Here is a 17,184-nt window from a genome sequence, read left to right on the forward strand (position 1 = left end):
TAAAGTGAGCTATATTTATATGAATCAAAAACAAAATGAAACTTAATAAAACTTTAACATTTTGGCAGTGTTTTTGATAAAACCATTCAAAACCAAGGAAATTGAAAACGATATATAATTCGATACGGGAAGAAGTTGAAAAACATTCCAAGGTAAGGAATTCTGTTTTGGGGAATGTGAGTGAATGGAAGAGAAGCCATTATATTATTCTTTCCGAAATTATAAAAGATGAATTATCTGAAGCCGAAGAACTAAAAGGCGGAAAAAAATTTGAAATAGGAAATACGATATCACACGTTACTTTACAGCGTTTTTTTGAAAATGACTATCAGGACAAGACCCATAATGATCTCAGGTTCCTGAAAACACTGGATAAGATCTGTATTTTCCTCGGTTACAAAGACTTAAATGATTATATACAGTCGTTAAAATTAAACAACCATGTACAGGAACCGTCAGGAAGTCTGGAATTTCTTACAAAAATGGTGTATGATTATTGTGCTACCACTTTCGAATTTTATAAGAATTTTCCCAGTCATCAACCTGAAATTTTTAAAGAACTGGTTTTTGACGGGTCTCCGTTTTTAGAAAGAACTTCACAGTTCAGCAAAGAATTATGTGAAAGAGATTTTCAGCTGGTCACCAAAAACAACCGTTCAAATTACGAAGTTTTTGATATCCATCTTGTTACGGATGAGCCGGATAAGAAAATCCTGGAAACCCAGGAATTCTGGAATCTTCTGTTTAAAGTAGGTGAAACCGGTGAGGAACACTTTGTCAATCAACTGAATACGCAAATCTATTTTATCCGGAAAATAGACAACATCTGGAAGATCTGGGATAATTATAACCCTGATGCCGGAAGACTGAACAGGAAATTTGAAATAGAAAAATAAAGAAAGCCGTAGAAATTCTACGGCTTTCCTGTTTCGAAAATATTCTTTTTTTCACTTGTTCTTTGTGATAACAAATGTAGACATCCCTTTTTATTATAAAGAAACTTAAATATACTTAAATGAACACTTCTTTAACTTTATGTTAAGTATATTCAAGGAAACCTCTTCAATGTTTTCGCCATTTATAAGATTTTCGTAATTTGCATACATTAAAATAAAAGTAAAAATAGAACTATGTCAACACTTACATTTGCCGAAAAAATTGCTCAAGCTGAGAATTTTTTACCGATCAACGGTACAGATTACATTGAGTTTTATGTAGGAAATGCTAAACAGGCTGCCCATTATTACAAAACCGCTTTCGGTTTTCAGTCTGTTGCATATGCGGGTCCTGAAACAGGAGTAAGAGACCGTGCTTCTTATGTTCTTCAACAAGGGAAAATAAGATTGGTATTAACAACCGGGCTTAAATCCGATTCACCAATCAGCGAACACGTAAAAAAACACGGTGATGGAGTGAAAATTTTGGCACTTTGGGTAGATGACGCTTACCAGGCTTTCGAAGAAACTACGAAAAGAGGCGGAAAACCTTATCTGGAGCCTGTTACTTTAACGGATGATAACGGTGAAGTAAGAATGTCCGGAATTTATACCTACGGAGAAACGATCCACATGTTTATCGAAAGAAAAAACTATAAAGGAGCGTTCATGCCTGGTTATGAAAAATGGGAAAGTGCTTACAATCCTGAAGACGCAGGTTTATTATACGTAGACCACTGTGTAGGAAACGTAGACTGGAACAGAATGATCCCTACCGTAGAATGGTATGAAAAAGTAATGGGATTTGTGAACATCCTTTCTTTTGACGATAAGCAGATCAACACGGAATATTCTGCATTGATGTCCAAAGTAATGTCCAACGGAAACGGATTTGCTAAATTCCCGATCAATGAGCCTGCAGAAGGTAAAAAGAAATCTCAGGTAGAAGAATATCTTGATTTCTACGAAGGAGAAGGAGTACAGCACATTGCTGTGGCTACAAAGGATATCATCCACACGGTAACTGAACTGAAGAAGCGTGGTGTAGAGTTCCTTTCCGCTCCACCAGAGGCTTATTATGATATGGTTCCGGAAAGAGTTGGCCATATTGATGAAGATATTAAAAAATTACAGGACTTAGGCATCCTTATTGATCATGATGAGGAAGGCTACTTACTTCAGATCTTTACAAAGCCTGTAGAAGACCGCCCTACTCTTTTCTTCGAAATCATTGAAAGACACGGTGCACAGAGTTTTGGTGCCGGAAATTTCAAAGCTTTATTCGAAGCATTGGAAAGAGAGCAAGAGAGAAGAGGAAATCTTTAATTTTACAATAAAATAATAAGTTTTGTCAGGATGAACAGTCTTGACAAAACTTTTTTATAAAACACATATTATGAGAAAATTTTTAATTGGGATCTTATTTTTCGGAACATTAGGGCTTAAAGCTCAATATGGTACGCTCAACGAGATTCTTAACCGCCTGGAAGAAAGAAAAGGAATCAATCAGAATCTTGAAAGTGTAAATATCGACAATAAGAAGTTTGTGTACATTAAAGATGAGGCAGACCATACAGAAAGAGATTTTATCATCATCAAAGGAAACGAAGCTACCTATGTAGAAGTTTTTGATGACAAAGCAACGGGAGAAAGCAGTTCAAATGTTTTTACAGGCGATATTGTCAGAAGAAAAAATATTCTTTCCCTGCGGGCAGACAAGCTTGAAAATAAAAAAGTTCCGATGCCTGTAACCAAAACTTTGCTGCTGACGAAGCAGGATAATATTCTGTATCTGATAGATGTCAATACAAAAGCCAGATGGATAGACGAAGCCTCTTATTCCAAAAAGAAATAAATTCCTCTCTGACAACAGACAAAAGGGATAGCAGATCATTATAGATTGGTTATCTTACACCTTAATTTAATTCCAAAAAAAATTATGAAATCATTTGTAGAATATACTTCGGATTCAGACTTTTCTATACATAATATTCCTTTCGGAGTAGCAGTTTTTAACAAAGAATATATCGGATGCTGTACAAGGATCGGAGATCAGGTAGTTGATCTTGCTACCCTGTATGACCTTGGTTATTTTGAAAATATCGAAGGATTGGGCGACAATGTGTTTGAAGCCTATACCATCAACGAATTTATTGAGCTGGGAAAACCTGCGACCAATGCGGTACGTACCAGAATTCAGGAGCTTCTTCAGGAAGGTTCCATATTGTCAAAAGACGAAAAAACCATCGAGGATGCATTCTATGATCTTGATAAAGTAAAAATGATGATGCCTGTACACATCCCGAATTATACGGATTTTTACAGCAGCATAGAACATGCAACCAACGTAGGAAAAATGTTTCGCGATCCGGAAAACGCATTGCTTCCCAACTGGAAACATCTTCCGGTAGGCTATCATGGAAGAGCGTCTTCAATTGTTGTTTCAGGAACAGAAATCAACCGTCCGAAAGGCCAGACAAAACCTGCTGATGTAGAAAAACCGATTTTCGGACCAAGCAAGCAGCTGGATTTTGAACTGGAAATGGCTTTCATCCTGAACAAAAACACAGAAATGGGCGAAAGTATCTCCACAAAAGATGCTGAAGATGCCATTTTCGGAATGGTGGTATTCAACGACTGGTCTGCGAGAGACATTCAGGCCTGGGAATATGTTCCGCTGGGACCTTTCCTTGCCAAAAACTTCGGTTCATCCATTTCTCCATGGGTCGTTACCCTTGAAGCCCTTGAACCATTCAGAACAGCTTCTCCAAAGCAGGATCCTGAAGTTTTAGATTATTTAAAGTTTGAAGGCGATAAAAATTACGATATCAATCTTGAAGTCTATTTACAACCTGAAAACGGTGAAGAAAACCTGATTTCAGAAAGTAATTATAAATTCATGTACTGGAATATGACGCAGCAATTAGCTCACCATACGGTAAACGGATGTAACGTGGAAGTTGGAGATCTGTACGCCAGCGGAACCATTTCCGGAAGCGATCCAAAGTCTTTCGGATCCATGCTGGAACTGACGTGGAGAGGACAAAATCCTTTACAGCTAAGCAACGGCCAGGAAAGAAAATTCATTGAAGACAATGATACGGTTACGATGAAAGCGTGGGCTGAAAAAGATGGTGTGAGAGTAGGTTTCGGTGAAGTTTCCGGTAAAATTATTCCGACAGTTTAATCTTTTAAACACTTTAGTTTAATCAAGTTACATGATAATGGAAAATTTAAGTTCACTTTAGTTTTTTGAAAATCTTCGATTTTCATTGATATTACTACGCTTATGATTACACAAAAATTAATCAACGAGCTTTCTTATAAAATTGTTGGAGCTTGTATAGAGGTCCACAAATTGGCAGGTCCTGGTTTGTATGAAGAAGTATATCATCAATGTTTAGAAAAAGAATTTCATCTGTTAGGTTTAAAATACCAAAGTGAACTTGAAATTCCATTTATCTATAAAGGAAAGCTTATAGATTGTAAGTTGAAATGTGATTTTTTCATTGAAGATTTAATTGTCCTGGAATTAAAATCTATTTCTGAAATTCATCCTCTTCATAAGGCTCAAACAATGAACTATATGAATCTTCTAAAAGCACCTCGTTCAATCTTGGTCAATTTTAACGTTAATAACCTCTATCATGAAGGTTGTGAGTTTTTTGCGGCTAAATCTTTTAGAGATCTGCCAAAAGTTTGAAAATCTACGATTTTCAAAAAGCTAAAGTGCTCTTATAAAACATAAGCAAAAAAACTAAAATTAACTTAAGTGTTAAATAAAAAAATAATGAAAACAGTTATCCCCTCCGAATTATCCCCCGTACAGCTTCAGACCATTATGCAGACCGCGGTATCACCACGTCCCATTGCTTTAGCGTCAACGGTAGATAAAAACGGAACCATCAATTTATCACCATTCAGTTTTTTTAATATGTTCAGTACCGTTCCGCCGATATTGATTTTTTCACCATCAAGGAGAGTACGCGACAATACCACAAAACATACCCTGGAAAATGTTCTGGAAGTTCCGGAAGTCGTGATTGGAACCGTGAATTTTCCTATCGTACAGCAGATTTCTTTAGCGTCTACAGAATATGAAACCGGAGTCAATGAATTCATTAAATCCGGCCTCACCATGAGAGATGCAGATCTTATTCAGCCTAAACTGATTGATGAATGCCCCGTGAACTTTGAATGCAAAGTTTTGGAAGTGAAATCACTCGGAGATCAGGGCGGCGCAGGAAATCTGGTGATCTGTGAGGTTCAGAAGATTCACATCAGGGAAGAATATCTGAATGAAGCAGGAAATTTAGATCAGCAAAAACTCGATATGATAGCCCGTCTGGGAAGCAACTGGTATTCCAGAAGCAATGAAAACAGCCTTTTCGAAGTTCCGAAACCTTTGGTAACGAAAGGAATCGGGTTTGATCTTCTGCCGGACTCCATCAAGTACAGCAAGGTATTTACAGGAAATGATCTGGGAATGCTTGCCAACGTAGAAATACTTCCTGCCGGAGATTTTCATGCGGACGAGAATGTTCATATCAACGTTCAGAAACTACTGCTGGAAAGTAAAATTGAAGAAGCCTGGACGCTTTTAACAATATAATTAATTCCACAAAAAACAAAACCAGCCTGCAATCAGGCTGGTTTTTTATTTATTTTTTTAGCTGTAAAATTTAAATGCTCTCACACTCCTTCGTCAAATCAACTTGTTGATTTCCTCTTTGCTCTACTAAAATAAACAGGTTTAATTTAAAAACTTTGCGTGAAAAAAAACTGCTCACTCTATTTATGTTGGAATTCGCAAAGACGCAATTTTATAAACAAATCCGAATGCTTTAAGGCGCAAAGATTTTATCTCCGATAAAATTGAATCCCGCCGTCATTGCGAGGAACGAAGTGACGAAGCAATCTCTTAAAATAATTCATCTGCAGTTTCAATCTCATGAGGTTGCTTCACCTGAAGGTTCGCAATGACAGCTTGTTGTAGTCCCATGAACATAAAGAATAGCTGAAAATCTTCGATTTTCTTGCGTCTTAAAACGTAATTCAGGTATAGCCTTGCGCTTTTGCGAATTCCAACAAATGCAAGGTTTATAGCCCACAGATCGCGCTGATGACACAGATGATTAAATTTTATTTAGACTTCAATGCATCTGTAACGGTAATTTTCCCTTTCTCAGCAAAATCTGTTACTTTTCCGTTTTTATCGATAGACACATTCAGGTTATCAGCCTTGGAATCATAGAAGATCGATGTTGAATATCCCGGGCAGTCATGCTGCTTACAGCCTGTTACTTTATAGATTCCGTTTTCAGAAACAATAGGAGATTCAACGTTGAAATTTTTAAGCATTTCATCATATTGCGCTCCGGTAAGTTTTTTAACACGGTCTGCAAAACTCTTATCTTCAAATAACTTAATATCATGCGGATATTTACCCGTATTTTTAGTGATAATATTATCCGCAGAAGCCGTTACAGCAGGTGTAGAAGTTGCTGAGTCTGTTTTAGGTGTTGTTACAGAATCTTTCGGCATGGTAGTCGCTGAAGAGTCGCCGGTGGCAGGGACATCAGCTTTTGCTTCTTTTTTACATGAGGTCACTGCGAATAATGAAAACGCGCATGCGCTTACGATCAATTTTTTCATAATAATTTAATGTGGTGGTTAATAATTAATCTGAGTTCCGGATAAAAAGGTAAGATTAAAAGGCCAGAAGATGGAAGCTGGGTGATGGAAGTTACTATTGTCAATAAGTATTTAACATTTCCTTTTAAATTGATTGAAGTCGTTTTAAAAAGATGAATAAAACACCCTTGTATTTCTATCTTTTGACTTCATTAACTTCCCTCTTAGAGCCTCTGACTTCTTTACGTCATAATAAAAATCTAGATTTCTTACGCCGAACTCAGTTATTTAGAACGTTAACATTCAATTTTTATTCCACTATTAAGCTTATTTCATATTCTTATTAATAAAATCTATACATTTTTCAGTGACAATTTTCAGGTTTTCCGGAAGGTCTTTTTCCGTCCACGGTTCCTTTGATCCGAAAGTATGATCTGCGTTTTCAACCAGGAACAATTCCGAATTCGGATTCAGGATATGAAGATGCTCGGCACTTTTTACATCAACGCTTTCATCGTGGGTTCCGTGAACAACGAGTACATATGCTTTGGCCATTTCTGTCGCCCTTTCCACATCAAAACGGTGGATATTCTTTTCAAAATCCTCATAAAACTGGTAATAGTGAGGCATTTCCTGTTTTGTACGACCGTTCAGGACATAATATACTCCGTCTTCTTTCCATTTTTCCAGGGCATTATCTTTCGGAAAACGCTCTAAGGTATCGACACTTGCCAGCGTAATAAGCCCATTGATCCTTTCATCTTCAAATGTTTTGATGATAGAAATTCCACCTCCTCTGCTGTGTCCGATCAGAATAATTTTCTGGTCATCCACATGAGGATCTTTTACAAAATGATCGATCACAACCCCCAGATCCGAAAGTTCTTTTGAATAGTTATTATTTCCGAAAGCCTCCAGATCACCAAAATTATGTGGATCTTCCACAGTAGTTCCGTTGTGAGATGAATTAAATTTAACAAAGAAAAAACCGGCCTCAGCCCATTTTTCAGCCATCAGATTCCATGCTCCCCAGTCTTTATATCCTTTGTAGCCATGAACAAAAATAACAAGCGGCAGTTTTTCATTCGTTTCAGGGTAAACAGCATCAGCCAGAAAATCCCTGGTTTCTGCATTTCCGAGTTTTATATTAAGGCTTTTTATCAATTTCATATCAAATTATTAATTAGTATTCCCAAACAGCGGACTTACCGCCGTATTCACTTTAACCGAAATATATAAAAAAATATTTATCTGAAAAAGTGATTCCTTTGTTCCGGAATTGACTGAATAATTATAAAATAACCTTATTTTTGCGGTATGCTGGATTTAAGAACGGTAACTGTCATGCGTTACATTCTTCCTTTAAGAGAGGGAGGATCTCTTCCTGCTTTGGCAGAAGCTGATGATGATTTTAAATATGTACTGAAATTCCGGGGCGCCGGACATGGGGTAAAAATGCTGATCTCCGAGCTCCTGGGCGGCAAGATCACGGAAGCGTTAGGACTGAGAATTCCTGAGCTGGTATTTGTGAATCTGGATGTAGATTTCGGGAGAACGGAAGCTGATGAAGAAATTCAGGACCTGCTGAAGTTTTCGGAAGGTCTGAACCTGGGACTTCACTATCTTTCGGGTTCTATCACTTATGATCCCGGCGTAAAGGTTGATCCGCTTCTTGCCTCAAAAATCGTATGGCTGGATGCCTTCATTACGAATATTGACCGTACTTTTAAAAACACCAATCTTTTGATGTGGCATAAGGAACTCTGGGTGATCGACAATGGAGCCTCTTTTTATTTCCACCATTCATGGCAGAATTTCGATACGGCTGCGAAAACCCCTTTCAAATATGTGAAGGACCACGTCCTGCTTCCAAAAGCTAAAATGCTGGATGAAGCGGATCAGTTTGCCCATGAAGTGCTGAATGATAATTTATTCAGAGAGATCGTCAATTTAATTCCTGAAGACTGGCTCCACTGGGAGGATGCCGATGAAAGTCCGGAAGAGATCCGCGAGATCTATTTCCAGTTCCTGAAAACAAGGTTACAAAATTCTCAAATCTTTATAAACGAAGCCAAAAATGCAAGAAGATAAAATATACGAATACGCGGTTATCCGCCTGGTCCCGAAAGTTGAAAGAGAGGAATTTTTCAATATCGGTCTTGTGATGTTTTCCAAAAAAGAGCAATTCATCCGCATGGAGTTTCACCTGTGTCCGGACAAATTCAAACTGATGCACAGTAAAATGGATTTTGAAGATGTCCTGCAAAATCTCGAAAGCTTCCAGAAAATTGCCAACGGCGACAAAGAAGGAGGCCCGGTTGCTCTGATGGAGATTCCGGAACGTTTCCGCTGGCTGACAGCTGTAAGGAGCTCTGCCATTCAGACCTCAAGACCTCATCCGGGAAAATCAAAAGATCTGGAAAAGACGTTTGGTAAACTTTTTGAGGAATTGGTCGTATAATTTTTTATTCATAAATCAATCCGCAGCGGCATTCCTGCGGATTGATCATAAACAGTATTTATTTCCAAAAATTCCAGACCTTCCCATCAAATACAGCAAAACTCTTGCTATTAACATCATAGCAGATTGTTCCGGGATAGGGACTTGGCATTTGTTCTACATTGGAAACATAAGGCAATATCAATGCTTTATCTTCGGCTTCAAAAATCAAAGCACCACCTGAAACTGAAGAGCTTGAGTTTCCTATGATTATATGATTAACTCCTGATGCTCTTGGTGCAGAACTGTTGTAGGTTACCATGGAAGTATCCCCGGTACCGCTAAGATTCAGTGGTCCGCTACCGGTTATTCCTTTTATGACACTTTGATGCATCAGTATAGTTCCCGGCGAAGGATTAAGGTTAACAGATGTACTCAAAATAGGAATAATAATTCCTTTATCCTGTCCTTCTGCAAAATCCAGAATTCCACTTCCTCTTACGGATTCTCTTTCCACTCCTATCTGTGCGTTTGCTGCGGCAGCAAAAAAGAGTAGAAAAAAAGTCATATTTCTTTTTAGATATTTATTATTCATATTTAGCAGATATATTATTCATTACATGATTTCTGAATACACTTCCAAGCCGTACCATTATATAAACTGAAACAGTTTTTTGATGTATCATAAATGAGCATCCCTTCAATAGGCTTAAGAATTTTTTCCGGTGTAGTTCTAGTGAGGACTATTCCTTCAAATCCGGATTCCACAGCAATAAAACCGTTGGGTATCTTACCGGGCCAGTTATTCTGGATTTTTTCATATCCGGATATTCCAATTTTCGTAAACTTTTCAGGGGTGGCTGTAGATGGCGACTTAACACATGAATTCGAGCATGTTCCTGTTATCGTAAAAGTACTCCCTGGAGATTCGCAGTTATTTAATGTATCTTTATATGAAACAATATAGGTTCCCGGATGGTTCACATGAGTGGGATCCAATATCTCAGCATTGGTAGTACCTGACCTCCAGATAATTTTCAAATTGTATGGATTTGGGTTTAGGGAAGTCACAAAATTATTAAGATTAACCATTCCATTGGCACAGGCAATAGAAGTTGAAGTGAGAACTGGTGCTGAATTGGGAGCATTACAGGTAAAAAGAATTTTCGTTTTATTATTATATTGGCCGGCAGTACTTCCAAAATTAATGGAAATGCCAATTCCATTATCTGTACTCGCATTTGGATCGATAGTATTTTTAAAAGTCAGATTATTGGATAGATCCCCATTTCCTCCGCTATAACTGGCAGAATAATATCCACTCCACTTTACTCCGGACACATATTGAAAGGCTTCATAAATCCCTTCCACATTAGGGTTATATACGCCTACTGTTAAATTGGGGGCTTTTCCGTAAACAAATCCCGGACCCCTGTCATTGCCGGATAAATAGGTATCCCAGCCGTGAGCCAGCTTTATTTCCTCTGTATTACCTGCCGGAATATCAACATGATAATCAACCATAATAAAACCATCAGGTTTCTTATAGGTATACGTAAGGGTAAGATAGTAATCCAGATTATTTTTGGTGGCTTTCAAACGGATAACATTTTGCTCAAATCCTTGTGCATCAGGACCTGTACTGCCTTGGCATGTACTAGATAAGATGCTTAGTCTCCCCCCGTCAGTATACCCAAATGAAGCCTCGGTTCCTCCCCCCGTATACTGTGTTTTTCCAATACCCAATACAATCCCGTGAAAACCAAATGAAGACGGTGTTGAATAAGGACTGGATGATCCTGAAGCAAGTACATTGTTCTGTCCGTAAATTTGTCCTTTATTATTTCTAAGGATCTGTAGATTACCTGCCCCACTCATAATGACACGCATACCGTCCGCAGTATTTGTTCCGCCAGTCCCATTGAGTAAAGTTCTCCCGGTACAGATTATAGAACAGTTGGTAGGAGGTGTAAAAATATAAACCTGATTAGTGGCCGGTCTATTGGCAATATCTGCAGTCTTAATATCAGAAGCTGTAGGAGATGCAGAGGAATTATTCAGCCATCTTTTTTTTGACGAATCATTATCATCATAAAGGCCGATGCTGGCAGAAATATTATTCCCTCCACTTGCACTTTCCTGCTTATAGATATATTGGATGACATTCGTTCCTTCATATAACTTGATTTGAAAAGAAAGAGAACCGGATGAGAAAAAACCTGACATTTTCCAGTTTTTCCATTCTATACTGAAAACCCTGCCTGGAGCCACACCTTCGGTCTTGTAACTTGCCGTACCTCCTGTTCCATCTAAATCATCCCAAAAAGGAGCTAAAAATTTACCGCTTGGTGCCGATGAATTATTATAATTACTGTCAAAGATACCAAGAGCTAAAAAAGATAAAAACCCATTTGAGCTTGCATATACGCTAGTATAATCCACACAGGCAAATTTAAAGGTAAACCCTAAAGGGATACTTCCACTTGTTTTATCATTTCCATTAATGCTTACCCCTGTTCCTCCTGATAGATAGCTAAAACTCTGTGAGTTCGTAGAAAGTGCATAGGCGCTGTAGTTTGTATTGGTTAATTGTGAATCCTGGCAATACAACCCGGGAGAAATTAAAATAAAGAGAGTAAAAAACAATAAAATACGGGGAAGTGAAGATCCCAAAAAAGATAGATTTTTCATAGATTCATTAATGTTTTTCAACAAAAATATATGTATCTCAAAAAATCACCAACATTAATGAGATGAAATAATATTTCATCAAAAAAAACGCAATAAATTTATTAATTATATAAAAAATATACATAAAGAAACAACATTGACACTTATTTTTTTTAAATTACATCAAAACAATTCAAAAAACTAATAAATATATTTACAGCTCCAGCTAAATATAAAGAGGCGTAACCTCCATAATAATCTGCTCATTCACAAGTTCAAAATAAAGGACAATATATACATACTCGAAATCGAAAATACTCAATTAACTAACAATCAAAACAAAAAATAAATAAAAGGTTCAAAAAAAATACAAATTTGCTAGATTGATATACATATCATCATTTTTTATATCTAAAATAATTAACTTGGCTTTTGTTTAAATTATTCTTAACAAAACATCCAATATTTTTAATTATTCATGCTTAAAAAACCGATGATATGGATTTTCTGAATAACACCAATGCACTCACCCTGATCTTCGTATCGATACTGATCTTCGCGATCGCTTATCGCTTTTATGGAATTTTTATTGCCAATAAAGTACTACGCCTCAATGATAACAATACCACTCCGGCCGTAGAATTTGCTGATGGTAAAGATTATGTAGCAACCAATAAAAATGTTCTGTTCGGGCATCATTTTGCGGCTATTGCTGCGGCGGGACCATTGGTTGGGCCTGTGCTTGCTGCCCAGTTCGGTTATCTTCCCGGCGCATTATGGATCCTGATCGGTTGTGTACTCGGGGGCGGTGTTCATGATATGGTGGTTCTTTTTGCTTCCGTACGACACAAGGGTCAAAGCCTTGCTACCATTGCTTCTAAAGAAATCGGGAAGACTACGGGAACAGTTGCCGGCTTCGCCATTCTATTTATATTAATCCTTACGCTGGCAGGTCTGTCGCTGGCCTGTATCAATGCGATGCATGAGGCTTCATGGTCTCTTTTCACAGTTGTGATTACCATGCCTATTGCAGTGATCATGGGTCTGATCATGAGGTACAGAAAAAACAGTGTGCTTTTCGCCAGTATTTTAGGAGGGATCCTTTTGGTGGCGGGAATTATTGGCGGCCACAGCTTAATGCAGAACGAAACGATGAATAACCTGTTTACCTGGGATATAAAAACGATTTCTATTGCTATTCCTTTGTATGGTTTTCTGGCTTCTGTGCTTCCGGTTTGGCTGCTTTTAGTACCGAGAGATTATCTTTCAACCTACTTAAAAATAGGAACCATCATTATGCTTGCTGTGGGTGTGATTGTAATTCATCCAACGATTCAGATGCCTGCCCTTACAGAGTTTGTGAACGGTGGCGGACCAGTTATCGGCGGACCTGTACTTCCTTTTATTTTTATTGTGATCGCTTGTGGAGCCATTTCAGGTTTCCATGCTGTGATTGCAACAGGAACAACACCTAAGATGCTTAACAAAGAAAAAGAGATCCTTTTTGTAGGGTACGGAGCAATGCTGGTAGAAGGTTTTGTGGCTTTAATGGCTCTGATTGCAGCCTGTACACTTATGCCTGGTGATTATTTTGCCATCAATACTCCGAAGGAATCCTATGATGCTTTTCTGGCAGCCCATCCTTCCCTTCACGGTGTAGACATCGATTATTATTCACAAAAAATAGGCATTGAGCTTCACGGAAGAACGGGTGGAGCAGTGTCCTTAGCCGTTGGAATGGCTCATATTTTCAATAAAATTCCTTACATGGACCAGCTTACCGCGTATTGGTATAATTTTGCCATCATGTTTGAAGCTGTATTTATCCTTACCGCCATTGATGCAGGCACAAGAGTCGGCCGTTTCTTTTTACAGGAAATGTTGGGTTCTGTGATTTCAAAATTCAATGATAAGAACTGGATTCCGGGAATTATTATCAGCAGTCTTTTATTTACTTTTGCCTGGGGCTACCTGGTATTTACGGGGAATGTAAGCAGTATCTGGCCGTTATTCGGGATCAGTAACCAGCTCCTGGCAGCCTGCGGATTGATTGTCTGTACCACGATGCTGATCCGGATGAACAGAGGGAAATATGCATTATGTTCGGCGGTTCCGGGAGTTTTTATGGCCGGAATTACGTTCTGGGCAGGCTATATCCAGGTCACTGCAATTTATCTTCCCAAAGAACAGTATCTACTGGCAGGTTTAGCCGTAACGGCTATGGTTCTGATGCTGATCGTATTCATTGGAGCTTTTATCAAATGGTATCAGCTTCTGAAAATCAAAACCACAGTGACGGATTATTACGGGGAACCTGTCAAAGAGCTGGTGGAAAGATAGAAAGTCATAAATCCTTTCTGAGTTTTTGCCTGCTCTGATAATTTTTATACATTTGTTTTGCTTTAGGGGTATTCTGAAAAAGAATTGAGAGAGTCCCTTTGAACCTGATACGGCTAACACCGACGTAGGGAAAAGCAAAATGACATTGTGAACAGTGTACTTTTTGTTTTGGATTTTTTCCTGAAGCTATTTTTATTTAAATGATAACAATGGAAAAAATTCTTTGGGAACAGGTACAGCTTGTCAGACAGCAGTCTCCACTGGTTCATAATATCACCAATTATGTGGTGATGAACAACACCGCCAATGCCCTTTTGGCTGCAGGAGCCTCTCCTATCATGGCGCATGCAAAATCTGAAATTCAGGAAATGATCGCTATTGCACATTCAGTGGTCATCAATATTGGTACGCTGGATGAATACTGGTCGGAATCTATGATCCTGGCTGCTAAAACTGCACATTCAACCGGGAAGCCATGGGTTTTAGATCCTGTGGGAGCCGGTGCGACTAGTTTTAGGGATGAAGTTTTACATCAATTATTACAACATCAGCCTACTGTTATCAGAGGAAATGCTTCTGAAATTATTGCATTAGCCAAAGCCAATACCACTGCAACGAAAGGAGTGGACAGCACTGCACAGAGTAATGAAGCTATAGATGCTGCTCGCAGTCTTGTTAACCAATATGACACCATTGTGTGCATCTCCGGCGAGACTGATATTATTCTGGATCCTAAACAGGAAATTTTCATTAAAAACGGACATCCGCTTATGACGAAAGTAACCGGTCTGGGATGTTCTGCCACAGCCTTAATCGGTGCATTCATCGGCGTTACAGAGGATAAAACAATAGCTGTCGCTGCTGCCATGACATTGATCGGGATTGCGGGTGAACTGGCTGCTGAGGAAAGCAAAGGTCCCGGAAGTCTTCAGGTGAACCTCATCGATAAGCTGTATACAATCACTGAGCAGGAATTTTCCACCCGTTTAAAAATAGAAAGGAAATGAGTTTAAATCCTTTTCCTTATCAGCTTTATCTGGTTATTTCTGAAGCTGACTGTGCTGGTAGAAATTTCCTGCAGGTGGCCGAACAGGCTATTCTCGGAGGAGTTGATGTGATTCAACTGAGAGAAAAGAACAGCAGTACAGATTCCTTTCTTACAAAAGCTCAACAGCTTATTGAATTGACAGATAAACATTCCGTTCCACTCATCATTAACGATAATATAGAGGTTGCAGAAAAGGTGAATGCAGCAGGCATTCATGTGGGCAATAGTGATGCTTCGCCGGTTTATTTAAGACAACAGCCTCTTCTCCATCATAAAATCATTGGCTATTCAATCGAATATCTTTCCCAGCTTGACAATGAACAGACAACCGTTTCCGATTATCTTGGAATCAGTCCCGTTTTCAGAACCGACACGAAAACAGATACGGTTACAGAATGGGGACTTGAAGGAATTAAAACCATCAGACAGCTTACAGAAAAGCCTTTAGTAGCCATTGGTCATATTCATTCAGGAAATGCAAAAGCGGTAATCAACGCAGGTGCAGACTGTCTTGCTGTTGTCTCTGCTATTTGTAGCGCTCCTGATCCTCAAAAAGCAGCCTATCAATTAAAAAACGAAATTTTAAAATGAAAAAATACACCTATCCATCGGTACTAACGATCGCCGGATTTGACGGAAGCGGCGGCGCAGGCATTCAGGCTGATATTAAAACAGCATCTGCACTGGGTTGTTTTTCGACATCTGTATTAACGGCTTTACCTGTACAAAACACGCAAGGGGTAAGGAAAATATATCCTGTTCCGGTAGAAGCGGTAGCCGATCAGATTGAAGCCATTCTGGATGATATTTTTCCGGATGCTATAAAAATCGGGATGGTTCATACTCCGCAACTGGTCGAAACCATTGTTTCAACGTTAGGGAAGTATAAAAAAATACCGCTTGTATTTGATCCTGTCATGGTTGCTACAAGTGGTCACCGCCTGATTGAAGAAGATACGATAGCAGCCATTACGGAGAAACTTTTCCCGATTGCTGATGTGATTACGCCTAATATGGACGAAGCGGCCATTTTAGCCAAAATGAAAGTCGAGACCCTTGAAGATTTGTATGATGCCGGAAAAGAAATAAAAAAGCTGGGCTGTAGAAGCATTCTTTTGAAAGGCGGACATCAGGAAACCTCAACGATCACGTCTTTATTTTATGATGAACATGAGAAATTCCATTCTTTCGAGACGGTGAAATTTAACACCAATAATACCCACGGCTCAGGCTGCACGCTTTCTTCTGCCATTGCGTCCTATCTGGCTCAGAGTAAAACTTTATACGATGCCGTTTCTTTGGGACAAGACTACGTTTATCAAGCCATAGAAAACGGAAAAGACGTACAAACAGGACATGGAAACGGTCCGCTTAATCACTTTTTTAACCCTCAAAAACTCATTAAAAATGAAATGGTCTGAACACACCTGGCAAGCTATAGAAGAACGTTATCAGTCTATTCTGGACATGCCGTTTATCAAAGAATTATCGGACGGAACCCTACCGCAGGAAAAGTTCCGGTTTTATATGGCTCAGGATTCTTTATATCTTGAACATTTCGGAAGAACGCTTTCTCTGATTGCAGCCAAAATTCAGGATCTTCAGGATGTCCTTGCGTTTATGCGATTTGCTGAAAATGCAATTGTGGTGGAAAATGCACTGCATGAATCCTACTTTGTTGATTTTGGCGTTACGGATAAAGGCATATTAGAGCCCGCCTGTCATCATTACATTCACTTCCTGAGAAGTACCGCAGCTTTAGAATCTGTAGAAGTTGCCGTGGCGGCCGTACTTCCGTGCTTCTGGATTTACAGGGAAGTCGGAGATTATATTTTCAGCACTCAAAACACCATCAACAATCCTTATCAAAAGTGGATTGAAACCTATGGAGGGGATGAATTTTCTGCTGCTGTAGATCAGGCTATTGCGATCTGTGACCGATTGGCAGAGAACAGTACGGAGGAAATAAGAGAAAAGATGACTGAAGCTTTTATCATGTCCACGAGAATGGAATTCCATTTCTGGGAGGGTGCGTACGAGCTGAAAACTTGGAAGTAGATGAATCTGAGTTCAATTGAATAAAAGGCAAATATCTGGTGGCTTCGAGGCCCTCAGCC

17 protein-coding genes and 1 riboswitch are annotated in these 17,184 nt (G+C 38.9%); of the genes, 13 read left to right on the forward strand and 4 right to left on the reverse strand.

Going from position 1 to position 17,184, the window contains the following annotated elements:
- The first annotated feature begins 101 nt into the window (after nucleotides 1-101).
- The 6 genes from JET18_RS20105 to JET18_RS20130 all read left to right on the forward strand — a co-directional run bounded on the left by JET18_RS20105 (nucleotide 102) and on the right by JET18_RS20130 (nucleotide 5,547).
- Complete coding sequence (locus tag JET18_RS20105) at nucleotides 102-896, forward strand: hypothetical protein (RefSeq protein ID WP_202094171.1); 795 nt, start codon at nucleotides 102-104, stop codon at nucleotides 894-896.
- Between the two features lie 234 nt (nucleotides 897-1,130).
- On the forward strand, nucleotides 1,131-2,261 hold the full coding sequence (gene hppD / locus JET18_RS20110; RefSeq protein ID WP_202094172.1) for a 4-hydroxyphenylpyruvate dioxygenase: 1,131 nt from the start codon (nucleotides 1,131-1,133) through the stop codon (nucleotides 2,259-2,261).
- 70 nt (nucleotides 2,262-2,331) lie between these two features.
- The gene (locus tag JET18_RS20115; protein ID WP_202094173.1) at nucleotides 2,332-2,790 is read left to right on the forward strand and encodes a hypothetical protein; all 459 of its coding nucleotides are present in this window, start codon (nucleotides 2,332-2,334) and stop codon (nucleotides 2,788-2,790) included.
- 84 nt (nucleotides 2,791-2,874) lie between these two features.
- A complete protein-coding gene (fahA, locus tag JET18_RS20120; protein ID WP_202094174.1) occupies nucleotides 2,875-4,122 on the forward strand; it encodes a fumarylacetoacetase in 1,248 nt (415 codons plus the stop codon).
- A 102-nt stretch (nucleotides 4,123-4,224) separates the two neighbouring features.
- Nucleotides 4,225-4,638, forward strand: a complete 414-nt coding sequence (locus tag JET18_RS20125; protein ID WP_202094176.1) for a GxxExxY protein — start codon at nucleotides 4,225-4,227, stop codon at nucleotides 4,636-4,638.
- An 87-nt stretch (nucleotides 4,639-4,725) separates the two neighbouring features.
- Nucleotides 4,726-5,547 carry a flavin reductase family protein gene (locus tag JET18_RS20130; protein WP_202094178.1) on the forward strand — a complete coding sequence of 274 codons (822 nt, stop codon included), beginning with the start codon at nucleotides 4,726-4,728 and terminating at the stop codon, nucleotides 5,545-5,547.
- Nucleotides 5,548-6,077: 530 nt separating this feature from the next.
- Here JET18_RS20130 and JET18_RS20135 read toward each other — a convergent pair.
- Entirely contained in the window at nucleotides 6,078-6,590 is a 513-nt protein-coding gene (locus tag JET18_RS20135; protein WP_202094180.1) for a hypothetical protein, read from the reverse strand.
- A 306-nt stretch (nucleotides 6,591-6,896) separates the two neighbouring features.
- Nucleotides 6,897-7,739: an alpha/beta hydrolase family protein gene (locus JET18_RS20140; protein WP_202094182.1), complete on the reverse strand. Its 843-nt coding sequence runs from the start codon at nucleotides 7,737-7,739 to the stop codon at nucleotides 6,897-6,899.
- Nucleotides 7,740-7,886: 147 nt separating this feature from the next.
- On the opposite strand from JET18_RS20140, the gene JET18_RS20145 reads away from it, so the two are divergent.
- Both JET18_RS20145 and JET18_RS20150 read left to right on the forward strand, forming a co-directional pair.
- Nucleotides 7,887-8,660, forward strand: a complete 774-nt coding sequence (locus tag JET18_RS20145; RefSeq protein ID WP_202094184.1) for a HipA family kinase — start codon at nucleotides 7,887-7,889, stop codon at nucleotides 8,658-8,660.
- Nucleotides 8,647-9,030: a DUF3037 domain-containing protein gene (locus JET18_RS20150; RefSeq protein WP_202094186.1), complete on the forward strand. Its 384-nt coding sequence runs from the start codon at nucleotides 8,647-8,649 to the stop codon at nucleotides 9,028-9,030. Before JET18_RS20145 ends, JET18_RS20150 begins: the two co-directional genes overlap by 14 nt.
- Before the next feature lie 58 nt (nucleotides 9,031-9,088).
- Here JET18_RS20150 and JET18_RS20155 read toward each other — a convergent pair whose 3' ends face one another.
- Both JET18_RS20155 and JET18_RS20160 read right to left on the reverse strand, forming a co-directional pair.
- The gene (locus tag JET18_RS20155) at nucleotides 9,089-9,577 is read right to left on the reverse strand and encodes a hypothetical protein (RefSeq protein WP_202094188.1); all 489 of its coding nucleotides are present in this window, start codon (nucleotides 9,575-9,577) and stop codon (nucleotides 9,089-9,091) included.
- A 41-nt stretch (nucleotides 9,578-9,618) separates the two neighbouring features.
- Complete coding sequence (locus JET18_RS20160; RefSeq protein ID WP_202094189.1) at nucleotides 9,619-11,700, reverse strand: hypothetical protein; 2,082 nt, start codon at nucleotides 11,698-11,700, stop codon at nucleotides 9,619-9,621.
- 477 nt (nucleotides 11,701-12,177) lie between these two features.
- Here JET18_RS20160 and JET18_RS20165 point away from each other — a divergent pair, with 477 nt between their 5' ends.
- From JET18_RS20165 to tenA, 5 genes are all read left to right on the forward strand, one after another.
- Entirely contained in the window at nucleotides 12,178-14,019 is a 1,842-nt protein-coding gene (locus tag JET18_RS20165; protein WP_202094191.1) for a carbon starvation CstA family protein, read from the forward strand.
- Nucleotides 14,020-14,073: 54 nt separating this feature from the next.
- A riboswitch (TPP riboswitch) is annotated at nucleotides 14,074-14,167 on the forward strand.
- A gap of 61 nt (nucleotides 14,168-14,228) precedes the next feature.
- Complete coding sequence (gene thiM, locus JET18_RS20170; protein WP_202094193.1) at nucleotides 14,229-15,026, forward strand: hydroxyethylthiazole kinase; 798 nt, start codon at nucleotides 14,229-14,231, stop codon at nucleotides 15,024-15,026.
- Nucleotides 15,023-15,658 carry a thiamine phosphate synthase gene (gene thiE / locus JET18_RS20175; RefSeq protein ID WP_202094194.1) on the forward strand — a complete coding sequence of 212 codons (636 nt, stop codon included), beginning with the start codon at nucleotides 15,023-15,025 and terminating at the stop codon, nucleotides 15,656-15,658. Before thiM ends, thiE begins: the two co-directional genes overlap by 4 nt.
- Nucleotides 15,655-16,488, forward strand: a complete 834-nt coding sequence (gene thiD / locus JET18_RS20180) for a bifunctional hydroxymethylpyrimidine kinase/phosphomethylpyrimidine kinase (protein ID WP_202094196.1) — start codon at nucleotides 15,655-15,657, stop codon at nucleotides 16,486-16,488. The genes thiE and thiD overlap by 4 nt, the downstream gene beginning before the upstream one ends.
- Nucleotides 16,475-17,125, forward strand: a complete 651-nt coding sequence (tenA, locus tag JET18_RS20185; RefSeq protein WP_202094202.1) for a thiaminase II — start codon at nucleotides 16,475-16,477, stop codon at nucleotides 17,123-17,125. The genes thiD and tenA overlap by 14 nt, the downstream gene beginning before the upstream one ends.
- The last annotated feature ends 59 nt before the right edge of the window (nucleotides 17,126-17,184 follow it).

Origin of the sequence: Chryseobacterium endalhagicum (assembly GCF_016745235.1) — a bacterium.
Lineage (GTDB): Bacteria > Bacteroidota > Bacteroidia > Flavobacteriales > Weeksellaceae > Chryseobacterium > Chryseobacterium endalhagicum.